This is a genomic window from Rhizobium lentis, assembly GCF_017352135.1.
Taxonomy (GTDB): Bacteria; Pseudomonadota; Alphaproteobacteria; order Rhizobiales; family Rhizobiaceae; genus Rhizobium; species Rhizobium lentis.
In genome coordinates this window covers 928,536-947,901 of record NZ_CP071454.1, presented here as the reverse complement: position 1 = coordinate 947,901, position 19,366 = coordinate 928,536, and the positions used below count along the sequence as shown (strand labels likewise).

Sequence of the window (19,366 nt, the reverse complement as noted above, 5' to 3'; positions counted from 1 at the left end):
ACCGTCTCCATCCGCCGACGAGGAATAGAGAGCAGACCATGTCAAGCGTATCCCAGAGGACGGCGACGGCGAGCATCTGGACCATCAGCGGTAAATTCCTCGCCCGGCTCATCGATTTTGTCAGCCTTCTCATCCTGGCAAGACTTTTAAGTCCAGCGGATTTCGGCCTCGTTGCGATCGCGACCTCTGTCCTGGTCATCGTCGAAGCAATCCTGGACCTGCCCTTGACACAGGCGCTGATGCGTCAGCCGTCTCCCTCGGGGGAGATGTTTTCCACGGCCTTCACCCTCAGCCTGCTGAGGGGGCTGGCCATCAGCCTGTTGATGATGATCATGTCCTGGCCGATGGCCGCGATCTATAACGATTCCCGGCTTTTTGCGCTTGTCGCCGTGCTTTCGATCGCGCCGGCCATGCGCAGCATGATCAGTCCGCGCATGGTCCTTTTCATGCAACGTTTCGATTTCAAACGCGAGTTCGCGCTCGACCTCATCACCAAAGGATCGACGCTGCTGTTCGGCACCGGTGTGGCCCTGGCAACGGGCAGCTACTGGGGTTTGGCGATCGGGGCGGTTGCCGGTCCGACCGCGGCGATGATCACCTCCTATATCCTGGCTCCGATGCGGCCGAGGTTCAGCCTGTCCGAGTGGCAGCGGTTCCAGGATATGATCAGCTGGAATACCGTGTCGCAGGTGCTGAGCGCGATCAATTGGCAGCTCGACCGACTGCTTTTGCCGCGTTTTACCGGGCTGCCGACGTTTGGCGCCTTCAGCGTCGCCGACAATATCGCCGGCATCCCGTACCAGACCTTCGTCGGGCCGTTGCTGCGCCCGCTGATGGCGGCGTTCTCCACAGTCGAAGATCGTCGCAACCTGGTGGCCGCCTATCTGAAGGCCACGAGTGCAATCACCTTCGTCGCGGCGCCCGTTCTCATTGCGCTTGCTTTTCTCGCCGAACCGACGGTGCGTATCCTCGTCGGTGAGAAATGGGCAGCCGCTGCACCAATTCTGCAATGGCTGTGTCTGGTCAGCCTGCTCGGTCTTCCGACAAACATCGTGCCGGCATTGGCGATGGTCATGGACAATACCCGTTCCCTCGCCTTGCGGATGTTTGCCGAATTCGCCGTCAGAGTCCCGGTCACCATCCTCGGTATCGCCTATTTCCAGGTGGCGGGTGCGCTCGGCGCGCGCGTTGTCGCGGTTCTCGTCGCTTATGCCGCGTCGCTCGTCATCACACGACGGCTGATCGGGGCGAGTTTTGCCGCGCAGCTGTCTGCCTTTTGCCGGCCTCTGTCCGCGGGTCTGCCGATGATCGCGTTCCTGCTCTGGGTGGAGCCGAAGCTCGCCATCATGCCTGCCGGCTTCAACCTGATCGGCAGCCTGGCGCTTTGCGGCGCGGCGGCCGCGGCAATTTTCTGGGTCTTTGCATTGCTGCTGTGGCAGATTCTGGGAAGGCCCGACGGCATCGAGACCATCGTCGTCCAGAGGCTCATGCCGCGACGAAACAGGCTTCTTATTTCATGAAAAGGACCGGTGCGGTCCAACACTTGGTTCGGTATTTTCGGAGGAGCGCAATGCGTTACGGCATATCTTCTAAGGGCTTGGGTCTGCTTGCCGTGCTCGGTCTGGGGGCGTTGCCTGGCCAGCCCAGCGTCGCCCAGGAGCCGATCAACATCAATGCCTACCGGCTAACGTTCGCGGAGAATTTCGACAGCCTCGACGTTTCGGCCTGGGGAGAGAAAAGGTCCCGCTGGATCGCTCATACACCCTGGAATGGCGACTTCGGTGATGCCCGTTTCACCGATCCGGCACCCGGCTTTCCGTTCACCACCGATCAGGGGATCCTGAAGATCGAAGCGCGCAAGGGGACCGACGGCACCTGGCGCTCGGGTCTGCTATCGTCGGTGAACCCGAAGGGCGAAGGTTTTTCTCAGCAATTCGGCTATTTTGAAGCACGGATGAAGTTGCCGCCAGGCAAAGGCGTGTGGCCGGCATTCTGGCTCATTGGGGTCGACCGATCGAAATATACCGCCGAAATCGACGTCCTGGAATATTATGGGCGCGCGCCCTACGAATTCAGCATGGGCTTCCATATCTGGCGCCAGAGCCAAGGCGGCCAGAACTCCACCGGCGGCTATTGGAACAAGGTCCAGGACGGAATCTTGAACAGCGACTATCATACCTACGGCGTCGATATCCAACCGGACAAGACAAGCTTCTATTTCGACCGCCAGTTTATCTGGAGCTTCGACACGCCGAAAGAGTTCCACATGCCGTTTTATCCGTTGGTCAATCTGGCACTCGGTTCGGGCTGGCCGATCGATGAAACGCCGAACCCGTCCGTTCTGCTTGTCGATTATATCCACGTTTACCAGCGCAAGCCCGCCGAGGCCGCGAACTGACGAACGATTGCTCTATCGTTCTCGCAGGCAGTTGAGGCCGGTCTGCGGATCGAAGAGGTGCATCGCCTCCTCATCGAAGAACAGTGTGAGCTTTTCGCCGTCGCGGACCAGAGTGCGCGGCGGCAGGCAAGCCATCAGCCGCTGATTTCCCGCCAAGGCGGTGACGACGAGCTCCGGGCCGGTGAGTTCCGCAACCTCCAGGGTTGCCTCGATCGACGGTCCGGGACCGCCCGTGCGGAGGGCCTCGGGGCGGATGCCGAAGATGAGGTCGCGGCCGCTGGCAGCCGCCTTATCGAAACGGGCGGGCAGAGGCAGGCTGACATCGGAGCCCAGGAGCGCCAGCCGGCCATCACGCACTGTGACCTTCAGCAGGTTCATCGGCGGTGCGCCGACGAAGGTCGCCACATAGAGCGTTGCCGGATGGTTGTAGATCTCCTCCGGCGTGCCGAGCTGCTCGATGCGGCCGTCGCGCATGACGGCAATGCGGCTTGCAAGCGTCATCGCCTCGATCTGGTCGTGCGTGACGTAGACGACAGTCGTCTTCAGCATCCGATGCAGCCGCTTGAGCTCGGTGCGCATTTCCATGCGCAGCTTGGCGTCGAGGTTGGAAAGCGGCTCGTCGAAGAGGAACACCTCCGGCTTGCGCACCAGCGCGCGGCCAATTGCGACGCGCTGCCGCTGGCCGCCGGAAAGCTGGCTCGGCTTGCGATCGAGCAGATTTTCGATCTGCAGCAGCTTTGCGGCATCGCGCACCGCTTTGTCACGCTCGGGCGTCGGAACTTTGCGCATTTCCAGGCCGAAGCCGATGTTTCTATGCACCGTCAGATTGGGATAGAGCGCATAGGATTGAAAGACCATGGCGATATCGCGATCCTTCGGATGCACGCCGAGCACGGAGCGCCCGCCGATCCTGACGTCACCGCTCGTGGCTTCGGCCAGGCCGGCGATGATGTTCAGGAGTGTTGACTTGCCGCAGCCGGAGGAGCCGAGCAGCACAAGAAATTCGCCGCTTTCCAGGGAAATATTGATGCCTTTGAGCGTCTGGATATCACCGTAAGTCTTGCGGATGTTTTGGATATCGAGCGCGCTCATGACCGGGGCTCCTGAGAAAAGGTCGGGTCGCCATAGCTGCGGGGAAGCGTGGAGATGGCGCGCGAGGCAACCTCCGTTCCCGCACTCAAGCAAGAAATCAAAGGCTCATCCTTTACCAGTGCCGCGAGGAAGGCGGCATTGAAGACATCGCCGGCACCGATCGTATCGACGACCGCGACAACGGGCGCACCCACGGAAACCAACTGGCCGTCGGGCCCAATCGCGATTGCGCCGTCGGGGCCGCGTTTGACGACGACGATCGCGCCTCGTGGCATGTGCGAGCTTATCTCACGGGCCGCTTCGACCGGATCGGCGATGCCGGCAAGCGTCGTGGTCTCGACCTCGTTGAACAGTGCAATTCCGCTGCGAGAAAGCCAGGCGCGCGTTACAGCGCAATTCTCCTCCGTCCAGCCGGCAAGCGGCCAGCCAGTGTCGAGTGCGACGGTGATATCATGGCTCTCGGCCCAGTCGAACAAGGCGTCGTACTGGCGCGTCAGATCGTCGGTCAGGAAACCGCCGCAGAGAAGCGCGCAGCCGCCGCGGAGACTTTCGCCGTCGATGACTGCGAAGGCGTCGGCGAGGCTGAAGCGCGGCAGGTGACCTCGCGTCGTGAAGAAGGTGCGTTCGCCATCCGGATGGGTGATGCCAACGGAAAGGGTCGTCTGCTCGGGACGTACCTGCCACTTCTCGGAACGGTGGCCGAAGGCCTCGGCCAGCCAGCGGCCGAACTGGTCGCTGCCAATATTGGCGGCGATCTCGAATTCGATGCCGAGCGCCTGCCAGGCGAGCGCACTGTTACCGGCCGATCCGCCGACCCTGAGCTCGTCATGATCGACGATGATTTCCGTCCCGGCCTTGGGCCACGGCGCGGCCGGCCCAAGGATCAAGTCGACATTGACGTTGCCGATGACTGCAAGCGGCCGCATTCATTCGCTCCGGGTGATCTTAGAGGATCGAACGGGTGTTCCGGCATTCTCCACGCGAGTTTCGGCAAAGCCGATCATCAGCCGCTGGGCGACCGGCAGCATGGCGAAGATCGCAGCAAGGCCGGTTGCCGGAGCAAAGCCGATCGTCACGGCGCCGGCGACCGGCGCCCGTCCGGATGCGTCGAACAGGATGACGGGCGCGCCGGTCTCGACGGCGGAGATCGCCATGGCCGTGACGAGGGCGGCTGTCTCGTCCAGGCCGCGGAACAGAACGACGCCGATTTCCGGTCCCAGCATCTCCATCGGCCCATGGCGCAGTTGCCCGCCTTCGAGAGAAAAGCAGGGGCGGCGCGACAATTCGGTCAATCCGAGAGCCAGCGCCTCGGCAACACCCTGTAGGCGGCGGCCCGAAGTCACGACCGTCGCGACGTTTTCGAGTGCGGCCAGTGCGGCGGCGATGTCATGGTCTTCGGGCGCTTCAAGGACGGCAAGCGCGGCTGCGGGATCTTCGCCGAGGACGGCAAGGACTGCGAGATGCTGAGCAAAAGTCACCGTCAGGCTGCGGGTGGCGGCAAAGGCAAGCTCGGTGCCGCCGGCACCCACCAGCGACGGGGCGGTTTTTGCCAGGAAGGAGCTGGCTTCGAGCGTCAGGCCGAAAGTTTCCTGCGTGCCGCCGGTCTCGTTGAACCAGCGCACGACTTCCGCGCTTTCGCCCGATTGCGAGGTGACGAAGATCGTCCGGCCGCTGATCGGCAGCGGCTGGCCGAGCTGCTCGGACAGCGGCAGGGCAACGGCATCGATGCCGAGATTGCGGTAGAGCGGCTCGACGGCGCGATTGACGGCATGTGAACCGCCCATGCCGAGCAGGAGCAGCCGGCCGGTCTTCTTCAGTGAAGCGGCGGCTTTTTCCGCCATCCGCCCGGCGGCATGATAGGTGGCGAGCGCATCGCCATGCTGGCGCGCCATCTCGCGATCGATGGCCGCAAGACCGGCCGGCCGGGTTCTATCTGCTGTCATGTTCATCCTTTGACGCCGCCGCTGGTCAGCCCCGAAATGAGGGCGCGTTGCATGACGAGACCGATCAGCACCGGGGGCAGGGCGGCGAGCACGCCTGCCGTAGCGATCAGCCCGTAATCGGAAACGCGGCCGCCGGCGAGATCGGCAATGGCGACGGTCAGCGTCTTGGCGCGCTGGTCCGATGTGAAGAGCAGCGCATAGAAGAATTCATCCCAGGCAAGCAGGAATGCAAAGAGGCTCGACGTCGCGACCACTGGGGCTGCGAGCGGCAATGTGATGATCCTGAGCGTCTGGAACAGGCCGGCGCCGTCGATCATCGCGGCGGACTCGATCTCGCGCGGGATGGAATCGAAGCCGGATTTCATCAGCCAGGTGGTGAAGGGAGCGAGGATGCTGAGATAGACGAGGGCGAGGCCGAAGACGTTGTTCAGCATGCCGAGATGGGAGAGGCCCATATAAAGCGGCACGGCGAGTGCCACCGGCGGCAGCATATAGGTGGCGATCACCATCGACAGCGACCATCCCACCGAAGGCGTGCGCGATACTGCCCAGCCGGCCGGAATGGCGAGTGCGATGGCGGCGATCGTCGCCATGCCCGCCACCTCGATGCTGTTGCGCAGCGACGTGGTGAAGGCGGCGCCGGCGCTGTTTTCGAGCGTCGACAGCAGGAGCTGGTAGCGCGAGACATCCACCGCCTGCGGCCACCAGCGCAGCGGCCTTGCCGCGAGGTCTGCGGCCGGCGAGATGCTCATGATGAAGAGCCACAGGATCGGCGCCAGGATGACAGCGGCAAGCAGGAGCGCTGAGAGGTGAATGAAAGCGGAAAAAAGCGGGCTCCGGCGTTCCATCAGGCAGCACTCCCGGCGGTCTTGCGCACCAGCGCCGCGTAGCCTGCGGCAAGCAGCGTCACCAGTAGCGTGACAATCAAGGCGAGCGATGCGCCGGAGCCTGCCCGTTGGAAGGAAAAGGCTTCCTGGTAAACGAGGATCGACAGCGTGCGCGTGCTGTTAGCCGGGCCGCCGCGGGTCATCACCCAGATAATGTCGAACACCTTGAAGGCCTCGATCGTGCGCAGCACGAGCGCCACCATGAGCGGGCCGGCCAGATAGGGCAGGATGACGAAACGGAAGCGGGCGAGGGGGCCGGCGCCATCGACCAGCGAGGCGGCGGTGATGTCGCGCGGAACGGCCTGGAGTGCAGCGAGCGCAATCAGCGCCACCAGCGGGAAATTCTTCCAGCAGTCGGCGACGATAAGGGCGGCGAGCGCCGTGCCCGGCTCGCCGAGCCAGGAGCGATAGGCGTCGAGAAGTCCTAGCTGCGTCAGCGCGGCGTTCAGCGCGCCGTATTCCGGATTGTAGATCAGCCGCCAGAGCGTGGCATTGACGACGGTGGGCAGCGCCCAGGGCAGGATCATCAGGGCGCGAAGCGCGGTGCGGCCGCGGAATTGCTGGTTCAGCAGGAGGGCGGCCAGCACGCCGATCACCATTTCGGCGGCGACCGAGACGATCGCGAACCATGCGGTGGTGACGAGCGTGCGCTGGAAATTCGAGCCGGAGAGCATCTTCACATAATTGTCGATGCCGACGAAGCTGCCCTCCGTGCCGACGAGCTTGGCATCGGTGAAAGAGAGGCCGACGGTATCCACCAGAGGCCAGCCGATCACCGAGATCATGACCACGAGAAGCGGCAGCATCAAAAGCCACGCGCGGGTTGTCAGCCAAGTGCCCGACATCGAGGCGACCCTTTTCATATAGGATGGGAGGCCGGGCGGCGGCCGACGCCGCCCGGGGTTTTATTCGGATCTCAGAGACCGCTGTTTTCGGCGGCCGACTTCAGCGCATCCTCGGGCGTGGACTGGCCGAGCAGGGATTCCTGGATCGCCTGCTGCAGCGCGGTCGACAACTCCTGATATTTCGGCGTCGTCGGGCGCGGATACATGGCGGCAAGGCCGACCTTGGCGGCGGAGATCAGCTCTTCCTGACCCTTGGTGACGGCCGGATCCTCGTAAGAAGAGGCCCAGATCGGCAGGCTGAGCTTGGCATAGGCGTTCTGTGTGGCCTGCGAGGTCATGAAGGTGATGTACTTCCAGGCCTCGTCGGGATGCTGGCTGGCCGAAGTAATGCCGAGGCCCATCGAGCCATTGACGGCCGAAACCTCGCTCTTGCCGGCAATGCCTGGCGCCGGTACGACGCCGACCTTGCCCGCGACCTTGCTGTCCTTCGGGTCATTGGCCATGTTGTACATGTAGGTCCAGTTCAGCGCGAAGGCGGCATCGCCGTTCTGGAAGACCTTGCGGACGTCCTCTTCCAGGAATTCCTTGGAGTTCGGGTTGGTCAGGCCTGATGTATAGCTGGAAACCATGTACTTCAGCGCGTCGAGGCCGCCGCCGGTCTGGAAGGCAGGCTTGCCGTCCTTCAGGAAGTCGCCGCCATAGGCGCTGACGAGCGTGGTGTAGTCGCAGATCGCGGCTTCGGCCTGCGACCAGCTCCACGCGATCGGCGTGGCGAGCAGGCCCTTGTCCTTGATCGCCTTTGCCTGCTCGGCCAGCTCGTCCCAGGTTTTCGGCGGCGCCTTGATGCCGGCCTTTTCGAGGATTTCCTTGTTGTAAAACAGGTATTTGGTGTCGAGGATCCAAGGCATGCCATAATATTTGCCGTCATATTGCACGGTGGTCCAGGCGCCCGGCAACACGCCCTTCTTCATCTCGTCGGTAATGCGCGAGGAGACGTCGATCAGAACCTTATTGGTGGCGTATTCGGCCGGCCAGATGACGTCGAAGAGGACGACGTCATAACCGCCGCCGGAACCCTGCGCCAGCACCGTCTTGTCGTGCAGGCCTTCATACGGAACGAATTCGAGATTGACCTTGATATCGGGGTTCGCCTTGGCAAAGGCGTCGGTCATGGCGCGCACGTCCGCCTCGCTGTAGGCGGCCTGCGCCATGAAAAGCGCGTTGAGCGTCGTTTCGGCGAAAGCATGCGGGGCAAAGGATGCACCGATCAAAGCCGCACCCAAAAGCGTCTTGTTAAAAGATTTCAGCATTGCAGCCTCCAGTTTTTGAATTTTACGCATGGCCGAGGGCGGTTTTGCCGCCAGCGGTTTTCGAGAAGGCACGCGTGAAAAGAACGTGCCGGTCCTTCATCTCGGAGCGTCGTTGGAGGCCCTGTGCGGCTTCCCTGCGTTCCCCGGAACTCTTCGGTCCCTTATTAAGTCAAATGTCTTGACTTATTACTTCGCCAACATTCTACTGGAGTCAAGAGGCAATTGCACATGAATGACGTCAGGCCGATCCGGGCCAAGAGCGGCACCAACCACGAAGGCACCAGCGCGCATAACAGGCGCGTGATGATCGATGCATTGAGGATCAACGGTGCGCTCTCGCGCGCCGATCTGGCGCGGGCGACGCGGCTGACCAAGCAGACGGTGTCGAACATCATCGAGGAGCTCGCGCGCGATGGTCTCGTCAGTTCGCAGGAGGCGGTGCGCAAGGGCAGGGGCCAACCCTCGACACCCTATGGTCTGGTGCCCGAGGGGGCTTTCGCGATCGGCCTGCAGATCGACCGGCATGTGACGCGGGCGGTCGCCGTCGATCTCGTCGGCAGCGTGCTCGTGCATGCAGAAGCCGGCCTGCCGTCCGGAGGCCCGTCGACGGGAACCAAGGTCATTCTCGATCTCGTCGCCGGCGTGCGTTCCAGACTTGCCGGAATCGTCCAACAGTCGGAGAAACGCCTGGTCGGCCTCGGCGCAGCGATGCCTGGCCCCTTCGGAGTGGACGGCAGCGGCGATGATCCCTGGATGATGGGGGCATGGCAGAAGTTTCCGCTGTTGGAAACGCTGAGCGCCGGCACCGGGCTCGATGTCGGCCTTCAGAACGATGCGGCGGCGGCTGCGACCGCAGAGCGCATGGTGGGGGCCGCCCACGGCCTCGACCATGCCGTCTGCCTCTTCGTCGGCTACGGCATCGGTGCCGGCCTCATCCTGAACGGCGAGCTCTATCGCGGCGCCAACGGCAATGCCGGCGAGATCGGCATGGCGCTGCTCTTTGCCGACGGCAAAACGACACCGCTCGAACACCGCGCCTCGCTCGCCTCGCTCTACCAGCATTTATCGATCGACCCGGCCGATCCCGATCTCCATGCGCGCATCAGCGGCCTCGCCTCCAGCGGCGATGCAAGCATCGAAACTTGGATCGCGGCGGCGGCGGCGGATCTGCGCTGGAGCATCCATCTCATCGAAACGGTCTTCGATCCGCAGACGGTAATCCTTTGCGGTAGCGCGCCGGAAGCTCTGGTGAACAGGCTGATTGCGGCCATCGACCCGCTGCTGCCCTCGATCGCTGAAAGGCCCGGTCGAACACTGCCGCGCCTGCAGCCCGGCATGGCCGATCCCTGGTCGGTGGCACTCGGAGCGGCTGCCGGACCGATCAGCCGGGCATTCGATCCGCGTTTTGCTGCAATTTTGAAGGATTCTCTATGATTTCGAGGCTAAAACCAAGCGTTGCACAGCAGTGCAACGGCAAAAATTCAATTGTTTTTGCAAGTTTCATTGTCGTGCCTCGGGCGAATAAAGGCGGTTTCCGATAAATATAGGTAAATATTACATACCCCTGAAAATTATGGTTATTCGAATATAAATGCATAGAGCTGGCAATATGTTAGGGATTTTTGCAAATATTCTCTAAATACTTCTACTAGTGTTCCGAATAACGATTGCATGTCATTTTTATGACAACTACAATTCGAACATTTCATGTCATGTAATATTCATTGGCAGCGACAATTTGAACCGGCTAAATGGGCGTGCGCTGAAAGTGCGCGTCCCTTTTACGTTCGAGGTTCTCATGCAAGCCAAGCTTCTCGGCGCCGTCGGCGCCCTTCTCGCTACAGCGTTTCTTGCTGGCCCCGCTGCCGCCGCCGAAAAGACCAAGATTGATTTCTGGTTCGGCAATTCCGGTGACATCGCAAAGCGTGTCCAGGAGCAGTGCGATCGCTTCAACCAGTCGCAGGCCGATTACGAAGTCGTCTGCACTAGCCAAGGCAGCTACGACGCTTCCCTGCAGAACACGATTGCGGCCTTCCGTGCCGGCAAGCAGCCGACGATCGCCCAGGTTTCCGACGCCGGCACGCTCGACATCATGCTCTCCGACGCCTACTACCCGGCCAACAAGCTGATGGCCGACATGGGCTACACCGTCGATTGGAACGACTACTTCTCGGGCATCGCAGGCTACTACGCCACGTCGAAGGGCGAGATGTATTCCTTCCCCTTCAACTCCTCGACCGCTCTGCTCTACTGGAACAAGGACGCCTTCGCCAAAATCGGCAAGGATCATGCACCGGCGACCTGGAAGGAAGCGGGCGAAGACTTCAAGGCTCTGAAGGACGCCGGCTATGCATGCCCGCTCGCCTTCGACATCTCCAACAATGAAGTCTGGCAGTACATCGAGCAGTTCGAAGCCGTCAATGGCGAACCGATCGCGACGAAGAAGAACGGCTTTGAGGGGCTCGATGCCGAGCTGGTCTTCAACAAAAACCCGCTTCTCGTCAGCTACATCAAGGACCTCAAGTCCTGGTACGACAACAAGCTCGCCGTCATTAAGAACAAGGCCGTCGGCCAGACTTTCGTCGAAGCCTTCGCTGCCGGCGATTGCCAGGTCATCCTGACCTCGGTCGGCGACCACGGCAATATCGGCCGCACCGCCAAGCAGGGCATGAACTGGGGCGTTGCCATGCTGCCGACCTACGGTGACGCAACCCGTCACAGCTCCTATGTCGGCGGCGCTTCGCTCTGGGTTCTGAAGGGTCATTCCGACGCCGAATACAAGGCTGCAGCCGCCTTCTTCAACTTCATCGCAAAGCCGGAAGAAGCTCTCACCTGGTCGACTGTTACCGGCTATATCCCGGTTCGCAACTCCGGCTTCGAATATCTGAAGAAGCAGGGCTTCTACGACAAGGCTCCTTATGCCGGCCGGGAACTCGCCATCCAGAGCCTGACCGCATCGCCGGCCGGCGACGCTGCTGCCAAGGGGATCCGTCTCGGCGGCCTGCTGCAGGTCCGCACCGAGATCGCCAACGGCCTGCAGGCAATCTTCGTCAACAATGCCGACGTTCAGGCTTCGCTCGACTCGGCTGCCGATCGCGGCAACCAGCTCCTGCGCCGCTTCCAGCAGACCTACAAGAATGTTCAGCTTCCCTGATCGTCCGATATGAGCCGCACCCGGCCTGCCTTGCGCGCGCCGGGTGCGTCTTTGTAAGTTCTTTCTAGTTGTGGATGCGAGCTGCGCCCGCGCCAGAACCAAACTACGGCGAAAACGACCACCCATGGAAAAGCGCGTCACTTTCTCCTCGACGACGATCGGCCTGCTCTTCGCATTCCCGATGCTGTTGCTGATCTTCGTTTTCTTCTATTGGCCGAGCGCACAGGCGCTCTATTGGGCTTTCACGCTCGAGCAGCCATGGGGCGGCGGGAATGCCTGGGTCGGCTTCGACAATTTCAAACTGCTGCTCAGCGATCCGATCTATTGGGAATCGATCACCCGCAGCATGGTTTTCGGCTTCAGCTCGACGATCATTGCCATGGGCCTGGCGCTCATCCTGGCGCTGTTGACGGATCGTGAACTGCGCGGCCACAAGATCTACCGGTCGGTTTTCATCTGGCCTTACGCGATCGCCGCTCCCGCCCTCGGTCTCGCCTTCCGCTTCATTCTGGCGCCGGAGGCCGGCCTTCTGTCGGTCATCAATCACGCCTGGCCCGGCCTCTGGAACCCGGCGCTCGACGGCAAGGATGCGATGATCGCCGTCATCATCGCCTTCTCCTGGAAGTATATCGGCTATAATTTCATCTTCTTCCTTTCCGCCCTCCAGGGTATCCCCCGCTCGCTGATCGAAGCGGCCGCCATGGACGGATCCGGGCCGCTGCGCCGCATGTGGGACCTCCAACTGCCGCTGCTGACGCCGACGTTGTTTTTCCTGCTCGTGATCAACATCACCGAAAGCTTTCAGGATTCCTTCGGGATCGTCGACGTCATGACGCAGGGCGGTCCGGCGCGAGCGACAGAGCTCATGGTCTACAAGATCTATTTCGACGGATTCCGAGGGCTCGATTATTCAGGTGCGGCGGCGCAGTCCATCATCCTGATGCTGCTCGTCGTGCTGCTCACCATCTTCCAGTTCCGCTTCATCGAGCGGCGCGTGCACTACAAGTGAGGTCGCGGATATGATCGAACGCACGCCGATATTCAACTTCATCTGCTATACGCTTCTGGCGCTCGGCATGGTGATCGCGCTTCTGCCTTTCGTCATCGTCATCATCGCATCGACGCTCGATCTGGAAACGGTCAACCGCGTACCGTTGCCGCTGATGCCCGGTTCGCATTTCTGGGAAAATGCAAAGGAAGCCTGGGTTCGCGCCGATCTCGGCAACAAGCTGCTCCACAGCATCATTTTCGCCACGGCGGTCGCTGCCGGCAAGGTCATCCTTTCCGCCATGGCGGCCTTCTCGATCGTCTACTTCCGCTTCCGCGGCCGGCATCTGATTTTCTGGATCATCTTCATCACGCTGATGCTGCCGCTCGAAGTCCGCATCGTGCCGACCTATTCGATTGCGGCCAATGCGCTGGCGCCGTTTCAGGCGATCCTCGATGTCACGGGAATTTCCGCGCTCGTTGCCTGGCTGTCCGGCATTCACATCAAGCTCGAATGGGGTCTGCTGAATTCCTATACTGGCCTCGTAGCGCCCCTCGTCGCCACCGCGACCGGCACTTTCCTCTACCGGCAGTTCTATCTGACGGTTCCCGATGAGCTTGCCGAGGCTTCGAAGATGGACGGATCGGGCCCGGTGCGGTTCTTCTGGGACGTTCTGCTGCCGCTCTCGCGCCCCAATATGATCGCATTGTTCACGATCATGTTCGTCTGGGCCTGGAACCAATATCTCTGGCCGCTTCTGATCACCACCGATCCGAATTTCGGCATCGCGGTGACGCAGCTCAAGACCTTGATCCCGTCCGAATTCGGCCTGCCCGACTGGAACGTCGCCATGGCCGGTACGCTGATCATCATGTCGCCGCCGCTGGTGCTCGTCATCCTGATGCAGCGCTGGTTCGTGCGCGGCCTTATCTCCACCGAGAAGTGAAGGAACAGTCCAGTGGCACCGATCTCAATCCGTGATGTGAAAAAGAGCTACGGCAAGCATCCCGTCGTTCACGGCGTCGACCTGGAGATCCAGTCCGGCGAGTTCATCGTCATCCTCGGCCCGTCCGGCTGCGGCAAGTCCACGCTTTTGCGCATGATCGCCGGCCTTGAGGAAATCAGCGGCGGCGAAATCGCCATCGACGGCCGCGTCGTCAACCAGCTGGAGCCGCGCGAGCGTGGCTGCGCCATGGTATTCCAGAACTACGCGCTCTATCCGCATATGACGGTCGCCGAGAATATCGGCTACGCCTTGAAGGTGGCGGGCGTTTCGAAGGCCGAGCGCAACCGCCGCGTCGCCGACGTCGCCAAGGTCCTCAGCCTCGAGCCTTTCCTCGACCGCCGGCCCGCCGCCCTATCCGGCGGCCAGCGCCAGCGCGTCGCCATGGGCCGCGCGATGATCCGCGAACCGAAGGTGTTCCTCTTCGACGAGCCTCTGTCGAACCTCGACGCCAAGCTGCGCATCGCCATGCGCGCCGAAATCCGCCGCTTGCACCGCCGCCTCGGCGCCACCTCGATCTTCGTCACCCATGATCAGAACGAGGCCATGACGCTTGCCGACCGTATCATCGTCATGAACGCCGGCAAAGTCGAACAGGTCGGCACGCCGGAAGAGGTCTATCACCATCCGGTCTCGCGTTTTGTCGCCGGTTTCGTTGGCACGCCGGCGATGAACCTGCTCGAAGGCACGATCAATGACGAGGGAATTTTTGTCTACGACCAAAGCCGCAAGATCACATTGCCGCGCGAGCGCGCCGGTGCGCTGAAAGGCAAGCGTGTCGTGCTCGGCATGCGCGCCGAAGCCGCCCGGCTGGTGGCGCCGGATGCGCCCGGCGCATTGGTCGCAACGGCCGATTTCATCGAAGAACTCGGTGCGAGCCGCGTTGTTCATGCCGATTTCGATGGGCTTCCCTTCGCCGTAGCCTTGACCGAGGCAGTGAAGGTGAAGTCTGGCGATCCGATCGGCATCGCGATCGATTACAATGCGATCCATCTCTACGCAGCCGATACCGGCCGGATCATCGAAAGCCCTGCGGTGAGCGGGGCCGGGGCCGTTCACGCCTGACGGGCGCGAGGCATTGGCGATTTGAGTGAGATCAGCGATGGATCGGATCGATCCAGGCAACGTCTTCCGGCTTCTCGACTGGCTCGATATCGAGATTGACGACGACGGGTTCCTGGCCCGAACGGACGAGCACGCATTCCAGCGTCTCGTCGCGGCTGGCGTTGATCTCCTGATGGGGTACGAAGGGCGGGACATAGATGAAATCGCCGGGGCTGGCCTCGGCGGTATATTCCAGATGCTCGCCCCAGCGCATCCGGGCCCTGCCCTTGACCACGTAGATGATGCTTTCGAGATCGCCGTGATGATGGGCGCCGGTCTTGGCATTGGCATGGATCGTCACCGTCCCGGCCCAGATCTTTTCTGCGCCGGCACGCGCATTGTTGATTGCGGTCGCGCGGTTCATGCCCGGCGTCTGCGCGGTGTTCGGATCGAGCGAGTTGCCCGGAATGACCTTGACGCCATGTTCGCGCCAGTCGACGTGATGATGATCGTATCGCTCATGCCTTGCCTCCGCCTTCGATTTGGTCAGTCTAGGCGGATGCCGCACGGCGGCCAAGCAGATTTGCCGCCATCGCCCCTTCACAAAAAGGAAAGCACCGTTCCGATGAGCCACCTCCCGCAGATCGACTACGCTGCCGCCTCCGAAGAGATCCGTGCGGCGCATGATGAAGAGATCAGGCTGCGCGGGCGGATGACCAATATGAAGCGCACGCTGTTACATTCGCCGGTCGCCCATCGCATCTATGCCGAATGGTTTACGCTGCGGGCCGAACTCGATCCTGCGGTCAGTGACCGGGAGATCTGGATCTTCTCGCATGCGATCTCGAAGGCGGCGAAGTCGAAGATCGCCATCACCTTCTTTCGCCGGGCGCTGATCAACAAGGGTTTCGATCCCGACGCGCTGGAGCTTTCCGAGTCGGAAGCGCTGCTCGAGGCTTTCGGCAGGGCTGTTGTCACCGATTCCAACGCCGTTCCGGCCGAGCTCTGGGCAAGGCTGAAGGAGCGCTACGAGACCAAGACGCTCGTCGACCTCATCGCCTTTGCCGGCATCATGCTGGCGACGGCCGTGTTCAACAATGTGGTCGAGGTCGAGCTCGACCCTGAGCTTGAAGCCTTCGCGGAAGCCGGCTCAGCCTAGGCGCCAAGTGAAGCAATGGCGGCCCTGACCGCGTCTGCGCCGGATCTGGTCGGCCGGTATTCCAGGCCGACGGCGCCAGCATAGCCGTTGGCGAAGATCCAGTCGAGGCGGCGGGCAAGGTCGATGCTGCCGGAGCCCGGTTCGTTGCGACCGGGATGATCGGCGACATGAACATGGAAAACCCGATCGAGACGGCCGTCCAGCACCTCTTCGGTGCGTTCGTCCATCACCGCGGAATGGTAGAGGTCGTAGACGATGCCGATCTCGGGGCGGGCGACGTCATCGATGATGTCGAGGCCTTCGCGGGTCGAGTCGAGGAAATAGCCGACATGGTCGATGCGGATGTTGAGCGGTTCGACGCCGAGACGCACGCCACTGCCTTTGAGGATATCGGCACCGGCTTTCAGAGTTTCGGTGAGCGACCGGCGCTGCTCCTGACGGCTGGAGCCGGGAAGATCGTCGCCAGCCTGGGCAATCAGCACGGGTGCGCCTAGGCGCCCGGCGACAGCAACGGGATCGGCAAGGCCTTTCAGCCAGGCCTGCCGGTTGGCGGCGTCGGTCAGCGCGATCATCGGCTCGGCGACAAGGCTGGTGACGGCAAGGCCGGTTTCCGCCAGTACCGCCTCGATCGCACCCAGATCCTTGTCGGTCCAGCGCCAGAATTCGATCGCCGTCAGGCCGCCGGTATGAGCGCGGCGGATGCGATCGGGAAAGCTGTCGCCGACTTCGGCAAACAACCATTCTATGCAGGCTGAATAACGTCGCATGAAAACTCCCCCGACTTGGACGCAGGCTGCGACAGAACGGAGCCTGCCGCAAGAGGCGTCTGGGTGCTTGACGCCCGGATTCATTGGCGGAACACTTGCCGCATCGCCGGGGTCGCCGGCCGTTTCGGGAGGAAAAGATGGATCTGGGATTGAAGGGAAAGATTGCCGTCATAACGGGCGCGTCGGTCGGCATCGGGTTGGCGATCGCCGAGGGCCTGGCGGCCGAGGGTGCAGACCTCGTGCTGGCGGCGCGCGGCGGCGAACGGCTGGAGGCCGAAACCGCCCGTATTGCCGAGAAATTTGGGGTCAGCACCACCGCTGTCGTTGCCGATGTGGCGACGGCTGCGGGAACGGAGGCGATCATTGCGGCGGCGGCGGAGAAAGGCGGGGCCGATATCCTGATCAACAATGCTGGCACCGGATCGAATGAGACGGTGATGGAGGCGCCCGACGAGAAGTGGCAGGCCTATTGGGATCTGCATGTGATGGCCGCCGTGCGGCTTGCGCGCGGCATCGCGCCGCAGATGAAAAAGCGAGGCGGCGGTGTGATCCTGCACAATGCCTCGATCTGCGCCGTCCAGCCGCTCTGGTACGAGCCGATCTACAATGTCAGCAAATCGGCGCTGATGATGTTTTCGAAGACACTCTCGACCGAGCTCATCCAGGACAATATCCGCGTCAACTGCATCAATGCCGGCCTGATCCTGACGCCCGACTGGATCAAGACCGCCAAGCAACTGACTGCCGAAAGCGGCGGAAACTGGGAAGGCTACCTGCAGAGCGTTGCCAATGAACATGCCGCCTCCAAGCGCTTCGGCACGCCGGAGGAACTGGCGAACGTCTTTGTCTTTCTGAGTTCGGAGCGGGCGAGCTACTGCATCGGATCGACCTATTTCGTCGATGGCGGCATGCTGAAGACGATTTGATCGCAGCCGTCACAAGAGCCACGTGGCCGGCCGTTTCTTTCGCAAAACTGCCGGTCGGCTGTGGATGTTGCCGATGCAAGCTATAAATATTAGCTATTTTGTTGTATCTTCACGCTTTCGACGTTATTTGCCTGCTATTAGCGGGCGGATATTGCAGTTTTCACAAGGCGACGACGATGCTGACGAAGAAGGGGAAATACGGCCTGAAGGCACTGGTCGATCTGGCGCGTCTGGCGCCTGGCGAGACCGCCTTCATCAATGACATCGCGAGCCGCAACAATATTCCGAAGAAGTTTCTCGATACGATCCTGCTGGAACTGCGCAATGTCGGCATTCTGCGTTCAAAGAAGGGGCCAGGCGGGGGATACTCCCTCTCGCGGCCAGCCTCTGAAATCCGCATCGGGCATGTCATCCGCACGCTCGACGGTCCGCTGGCGCCGATCCGCTGCGCCAGCCGGACGGCCTATGAGGCCTGCGACGACTGCGCCGATCCGGAAACCTGTCAGGTGCGGCGCTCGATGACCGATGTTCGGGATGCGATCGCCGCGATTCTCGACAATATGACCCTCGACCAATTCGTCCAGGCCGGCGGCCGCATTGAAGGCGCCCCGGACGACTTCCCGATCTCTGCAGCCAGCTGAGACGTTTCGATAGGTCCCGGGCGCCACCGCTCGGACGGTGCTGAAATCGGTCAGGTCGCAGCCTTGCTTGACAGATAGTCGCCGGCGCGGTGCAGCAGTCTATCCCGCGGCAGCGACAGCGCGTGAATGCGGGCATTGCGCCAATGGCGATCGAGATTGAGGCCGATGCCGGCCGCTGCTTCGCCTGCGAGCTCGAACAGCGCATTTGCGGTGCGGAGTGCTGTCTCCTCGGCTGTGATCGCGGCCGCTGAAGCGGAAAAATAGGCATCCGCCATCGCGGCTTCTACAGGATTGACCTGGGCAATGTCGAGTTTGCGGCCTGCCCGTTCCAGAGCTGCCGCCGTGATTTCGATGCCGACGGCGTGTTCGCCGAGCCGGGCGGGGGTGACGGTGCGATCGCCAATCGCTGTCATCAGCTCAGCCCATGCAGCCCGCGCAATACCCAGGCTGACAGCGGCCTTGAGCAGCAGGCCGAGCGAGACGCCGGTCGAATATCCGGATGAGGGGGCCGGCGCGATCGCGTCGGCATTGATATGAACTGCGCCGGCGATCGTCGTTGCCGATCCATTGGTGCGCTGGCCGAAGCCGTCCCAATCGTCGACCACCTGCACATCTTCGTCACCGCGGCTGAGATAGATCGTCACCGGGCGCCCGGGCGGAAGTGTGAGGGCAGCGGCGATCCAGTCGGCATAGAGAATGCCGGGTGCCTGCCGTGTCCGTCCGCTCAGGCGGTAACCCGGCCCTTCGGCCGACAGTTGGGTACCGTCGACGACGGTCGTGCCCGCGAAGCGGTCGCCGAGCAGCACATGGGCAAACAGCGATGCCTTCAGATTCTCGGCCGCCTGGGTGCGGAGCGTTTCCAGCACGGAAAAATGATATTCCAGGGTCTCACCGATCGAGGCGTCGGCCTCGGCGATAATCGCAACGATCTCGGCGAGCAGGGCGTTCGGCACGTCGAGCCCCTCATGTTCGGGCGGAACAGCGATTGCCGTCAGTCCCGATAACGACAGCGCGTCGAGCTCGGCAAAAGGCAGGATGCGGTTGATATCGCGCTCGCTTGCCTGATGCCGGAACGTGGCGGCGAGGCTGCGAGCCGTGGACAAGGCCTCCTCTTCGCTTTCGATGCGGTGGGCCGGCGGCCTCAAGGGGTCATGAAACTGCGATATCGTTCCCATCGCTTCGCTCTTTCCTCGACGGATGACAGGAGTG

Annotated in this window: 19 protein-coding genes; 10 read left to right on the top strand and 9 right to left on the bottom strand. The window is 62.0% G+C overall.

What is annotated here, in order from left to right; all coding sequences use genetic code 11:
* Positions 1 to 38 precede the first annotated feature (38 nt).
* Positions 39 to 1,520: a lipopolysaccharide biosynthesis protein gene (locus tag J0663_RS04640; RefSeq protein WP_207243274.1), complete on the top strand. Its 1,482-nt coding sequence runs from the start codon at positions 39 to 41 to the stop codon at positions 1,518 to 1,520.
* A 50-nt stretch (positions 1,521 to 1,570) separates the two neighbouring features.
* Entirely contained in the window at positions 1,571 to 2,398 is an 828-nt protein-coding gene (locus J0663_RS04635; RefSeq protein ID WP_207243273.1) for a glycoside hydrolase family 16 protein, read from the top strand.
* Between the two features lie 12 nt (positions 2,399 to 2,410).
* Here the strand turns inward: J0663_RS04635 and J0663_RS04630 are convergent, their stop codons facing one another.
* From J0663_RS04630 to J0663_RS04605, 6 genes are all read right to left on the bottom strand, one after another.
* The gene (locus J0663_RS04630) at positions 2,411 to 3,490 is read right to left on the bottom strand and encodes an ABC transporter ATP-binding protein (RefSeq protein ID WP_207243272.1); all 1,080 of its coding nucleotides are present in this window, start codon (positions 3,488 to 3,490) and stop codon (positions 2,411 to 2,413) included.
* Entirely contained in the window at positions 3,487 to 4,416 is a 930-nt protein-coding gene (locus J0663_RS04625) for a PfkB family carbohydrate kinase (RefSeq protein ID WP_207243271.1), read from the bottom strand. Before J0663_RS04625 ends, J0663_RS04630 begins: the two co-directional genes overlap by 4 nt.
* Positions 4,417 to 5,439, bottom strand: a complete 1,023-nt coding sequence (locus J0663_RS04620; RefSeq protein ID WP_207243270.1) for an SIS domain-containing protein — start codon at positions 5,437 to 5,439, stop codon at positions 4,417 to 4,419.
* The gene (locus J0663_RS04615) at positions 5,436 to 6,281 is read right to left on the bottom strand and encodes a carbohydrate ABC transporter permease (RefSeq protein ID WP_207243269.1); all 846 of its coding nucleotides are present in this window, start codon (positions 6,279 to 6,281) and stop codon (positions 5,436 to 5,438) included. The genes J0663_RS04620 and J0663_RS04615 overlap by 4 nt, the downstream gene beginning before the upstream one ends.
* Complete coding sequence (locus J0663_RS04610; protein WP_207243268.1) at positions 6,281 to 7,165, bottom strand: carbohydrate ABC transporter permease; 885 nt, start codon at positions 7,163 to 7,165, stop codon at positions 6,281 to 6,283. Before J0663_RS04610 ends, J0663_RS04615 begins: the two co-directional genes overlap by 1 nt.
* A gap of 71 nt (positions 7,166 to 7,236) precedes the next feature.
* Positions 7,237 to 8,475 carry an extracellular solute-binding protein gene (locus tag J0663_RS04605; RefSeq protein WP_207243267.1) on the bottom strand — a complete coding sequence of 413 codons (1,239 nt, stop codon included), beginning with the start codon at positions 8,473 to 8,475 and terminating at the stop codon, positions 7,237 to 7,239.
* Positions 8,476 to 8,703: 228 nt separating this feature from the next.
* Here J0663_RS04605 and J0663_RS04600 point away from each other — a divergent pair, with 228 nt between their 5' ends.
* The 5 genes from J0663_RS04600 (at position 8,704) to ugpC (ending at position 14,685) form a co-directional block, all read left to right on the top strand.
* Positions 8,704 to 9,909 (top strand): ROK family transcriptional regulator, encoded by a 1,206-nt coding sequence (locus tag J0663_RS04600; RefSeq protein WP_207243266.1) that lies wholly within the window; start codon positions 8,704 to 8,706, stop codon positions 9,907 to 9,909.
* A gap of 364 nt (positions 9,910 to 10,273) precedes the next feature.
* Entirely contained in the window at positions 10,274 to 11,629 is a 1,356-nt protein-coding gene (locus J0663_RS04595; RefSeq protein WP_207243265.1) for an extracellular solute-binding protein, read from the top strand.
* 124 nt (positions 11,630 to 11,753) lie between these two features.
* The gene (locus J0663_RS04590; RefSeq protein WP_207243264.1) at positions 11,754 to 12,638 is read left to right on the top strand and encodes a carbohydrate ABC transporter permease; all 885 of its coding nucleotides are present in this window, start codon (positions 11,754 to 11,756) and stop codon (positions 12,636 to 12,638) included.
* Between the two features lie 10 nt (positions 12,639 to 12,648).
* A complete protein-coding gene (locus J0663_RS04585) occupies positions 12,649 to 13,563 on the top strand; it encodes an ABC transporter permease subunit (RefSeq protein WP_207243263.1) in 915 nt (304 codons plus the stop codon).
* 12 nt (positions 13,564 to 13,575) lie between these two features.
* Entirely contained in the window at positions 13,576 to 14,685 is a 1,110-nt protein-coding gene (gene ugpC, locus J0663_RS04580; RefSeq protein ID WP_207243262.1) for a sn-glycerol-3-phosphate ABC transporter ATP-binding protein UgpC, read from the top strand.
* Between the two features lie 31 nt (positions 14,686 to 14,716).
* On the opposite strand, the gene J0663_RS04575 is transcribed toward ugpC, so the two are convergent.
* Positions 14,717 to 15,214: a cupin domain-containing protein gene (locus J0663_RS04575; protein WP_207244430.1), complete on the bottom strand. Its 498-nt coding sequence runs from the start codon at positions 15,212 to 15,214 to the stop codon at positions 14,717 to 14,719.
* Positions 15,215 to 15,289: 75 nt separating this feature from the next.
* On the opposite strand from J0663_RS04575, the gene J0663_RS04570 reads away from it, so the two are divergent.
* Positions 15,290 to 15,823 (top strand): carboxymuconolactone decarboxylase family protein, encoded by a 534-nt coding sequence (locus J0663_RS04570; protein WP_207243261.1) that lies wholly within the window; start codon positions 15,290 to 15,292, stop codon positions 15,821 to 15,823.
* Here J0663_RS04570 and J0663_RS04565 read toward each other — a convergent pair.
* Positions 15,820 to 16,590: a TIM barrel protein gene (locus J0663_RS04565; RefSeq protein WP_207243260.1), complete on the bottom strand. Its 771-nt coding sequence runs from the start codon at positions 16,588 to 16,590 to the stop codon at positions 15,820 to 15,822. The genes J0663_RS04570 and J0663_RS04565 overlap by 4 nt on opposite strands.
* A 137-nt stretch (positions 16,591 to 16,727) precedes the next feature.
* Between J0663_RS04565 and J0663_RS04560 the strand changes: the two genes are divergently transcribed.
* Complete coding sequence (locus tag J0663_RS04560; RefSeq protein WP_207243259.1) at positions 16,728 to 17,516, top strand: SDR family NAD(P)-dependent oxidoreductase; 789 nt, start codon at positions 16,728 to 16,730, stop codon at positions 17,514 to 17,516.
* Between the two features lie 176 nt (positions 17,517 to 17,692).
* A complete protein-coding gene (locus tag J0663_RS04555; RefSeq protein WP_207243258.1) occupies positions 17,693 to 18,157 on the top strand; it encodes an RrF2 family transcriptional regulator in 465 nt (154 codons plus the stop codon).
* Between the two features lie 50 nt (positions 18,158 to 18,207).
* Here the strand turns inward: J0663_RS04555 and J0663_RS04550 are convergent, their stop codons facing one another.
* Entirely contained in the window at positions 18,208 to 19,332 is a 1,125-nt protein-coding gene (locus J0663_RS04550; RefSeq protein ID WP_207243257.1) for a monooxygenase, read from the bottom strand.
* Between the last annotated feature and the right edge of the window lie 34 nt (positions 19,333 to 19,366).

What these genes read in the sequence shown, in the direction of transcription:
- J0663_RS04640 (WP_207243274.1), top strand. Translation starts at nt 39, where the DNA reads ATGTCAAGCGTATCCCAGAGGACGGCGACGGCGAGCATCTGGACCATC.
- J0663_RS04635 (WP_207243273.1), top strand. Translation starts at nt 1,571, where the DNA reads ATGCGTTACGGCATATCTTCTAAGGGCTTGGGTCTGCTTGCCGTGCTC.
- J0663_RS04630 (WP_207243272.1), bottom strand. Translation starts at nt 3,490, where the DNA reads ATGAGCGCGCTCGATATCCAAAACATCCGCAAGACTTACGGTGATATC.
- J0663_RS04625 (WP_207243271.1), bottom strand. Translation starts at nt 4,416, where the DNA reads ATGCGGCCGCTTGCAGTCATCGGCAACGTCAATGTCGACTTGATCCTT.
- J0663_RS04620 (WP_207243270.1), bottom strand. Translation starts at nt 5,439, where the DNA reads ATGAACATGACAGCAGATAGAACCCGGCCGGCCGGTCTTGCGGCCATC.
- J0663_RS04615 (WP_207243269.1), bottom strand. Translation starts at nt 6,281, where the DNA reads ATGGAACGCCGGAGCCCGCTTTTTTCCGCTTTCATTCACCTCTCAGCG.
- J0663_RS04610 (WP_207243268.1), bottom strand. Translation starts at nt 7,165, where the DNA reads ATGTCGGGCACTTGGCTGACAACCCGCGCGTGGCTTTTGATGCTGCCG.
- J0663_RS04605 (WP_207243267.1), bottom strand. Translation starts at nt 8,475, where the DNA reads ATGCTGAAATCTTTTAACAAGACGCTTTTGGGTGCGGCTTTGATCGGT.
- J0663_RS04600 (WP_207243266.1), top strand. Translation starts at nt 8,704, where the DNA reads ATGAATGACGTCAGGCCGATCCGGGCCAAGAGCGGCACCAACCACGAA.
- J0663_RS04595 (WP_207243265.1), top strand. Translation starts at nt 10,274, where the DNA reads ATGCAAGCCAAGCTTCTCGGCGCCGTCGGCGCCCTTCTCGCTACAGCG.
- J0663_RS04590 (WP_207243264.1), top strand. Translation starts at nt 11,754, where the DNA reads ATGGAAAAGCGCGTCACTTTCTCCTCGACGACGATCGGCCTGCTCTTC.
- J0663_RS04585 (WP_207243263.1), top strand. Translation starts at nt 12,649, where the DNA reads ATGATCGAACGCACGCCGATATTCAACTTCATCTGCTATACGCTTCTG.
- J0663_RS04570 (WP_207243261.1), top strand. Translation starts at nt 15,290, where the DNA reads ATGAGCCACCTCCCGCAGATCGACTACGCTGCCGCCTCCGAAGAGATC.
- J0663_RS04565 (WP_207243260.1), bottom strand. Translation starts at nt 16,590, where the DNA reads ATGCGACGTTATTCAGCCTGCATAGAATGGTTGTTTGCCGAAGTCGGC.
- J0663_RS04560 (WP_207243259.1), top strand. Translation starts at nt 16,728, where the DNA reads ATGGATCTGGGATTGAAGGGAAAGATTGCCGTCATAACGGGCGCGTCG.
- J0663_RS04555 (WP_207243258.1), top strand. Translation starts at nt 17,693, where the DNA reads ATGCTGACGAAGAAGGGGAAATACGGCCTGAAGGCACTGGTCGATCTG.
- J0663_RS04550 (WP_207243257.1), bottom strand. Translation starts at nt 19,332, where the DNA reads ATGGGAACGATATCGCAGTTTCATGACCCCTTGAGGCCGCCGGCCCAC.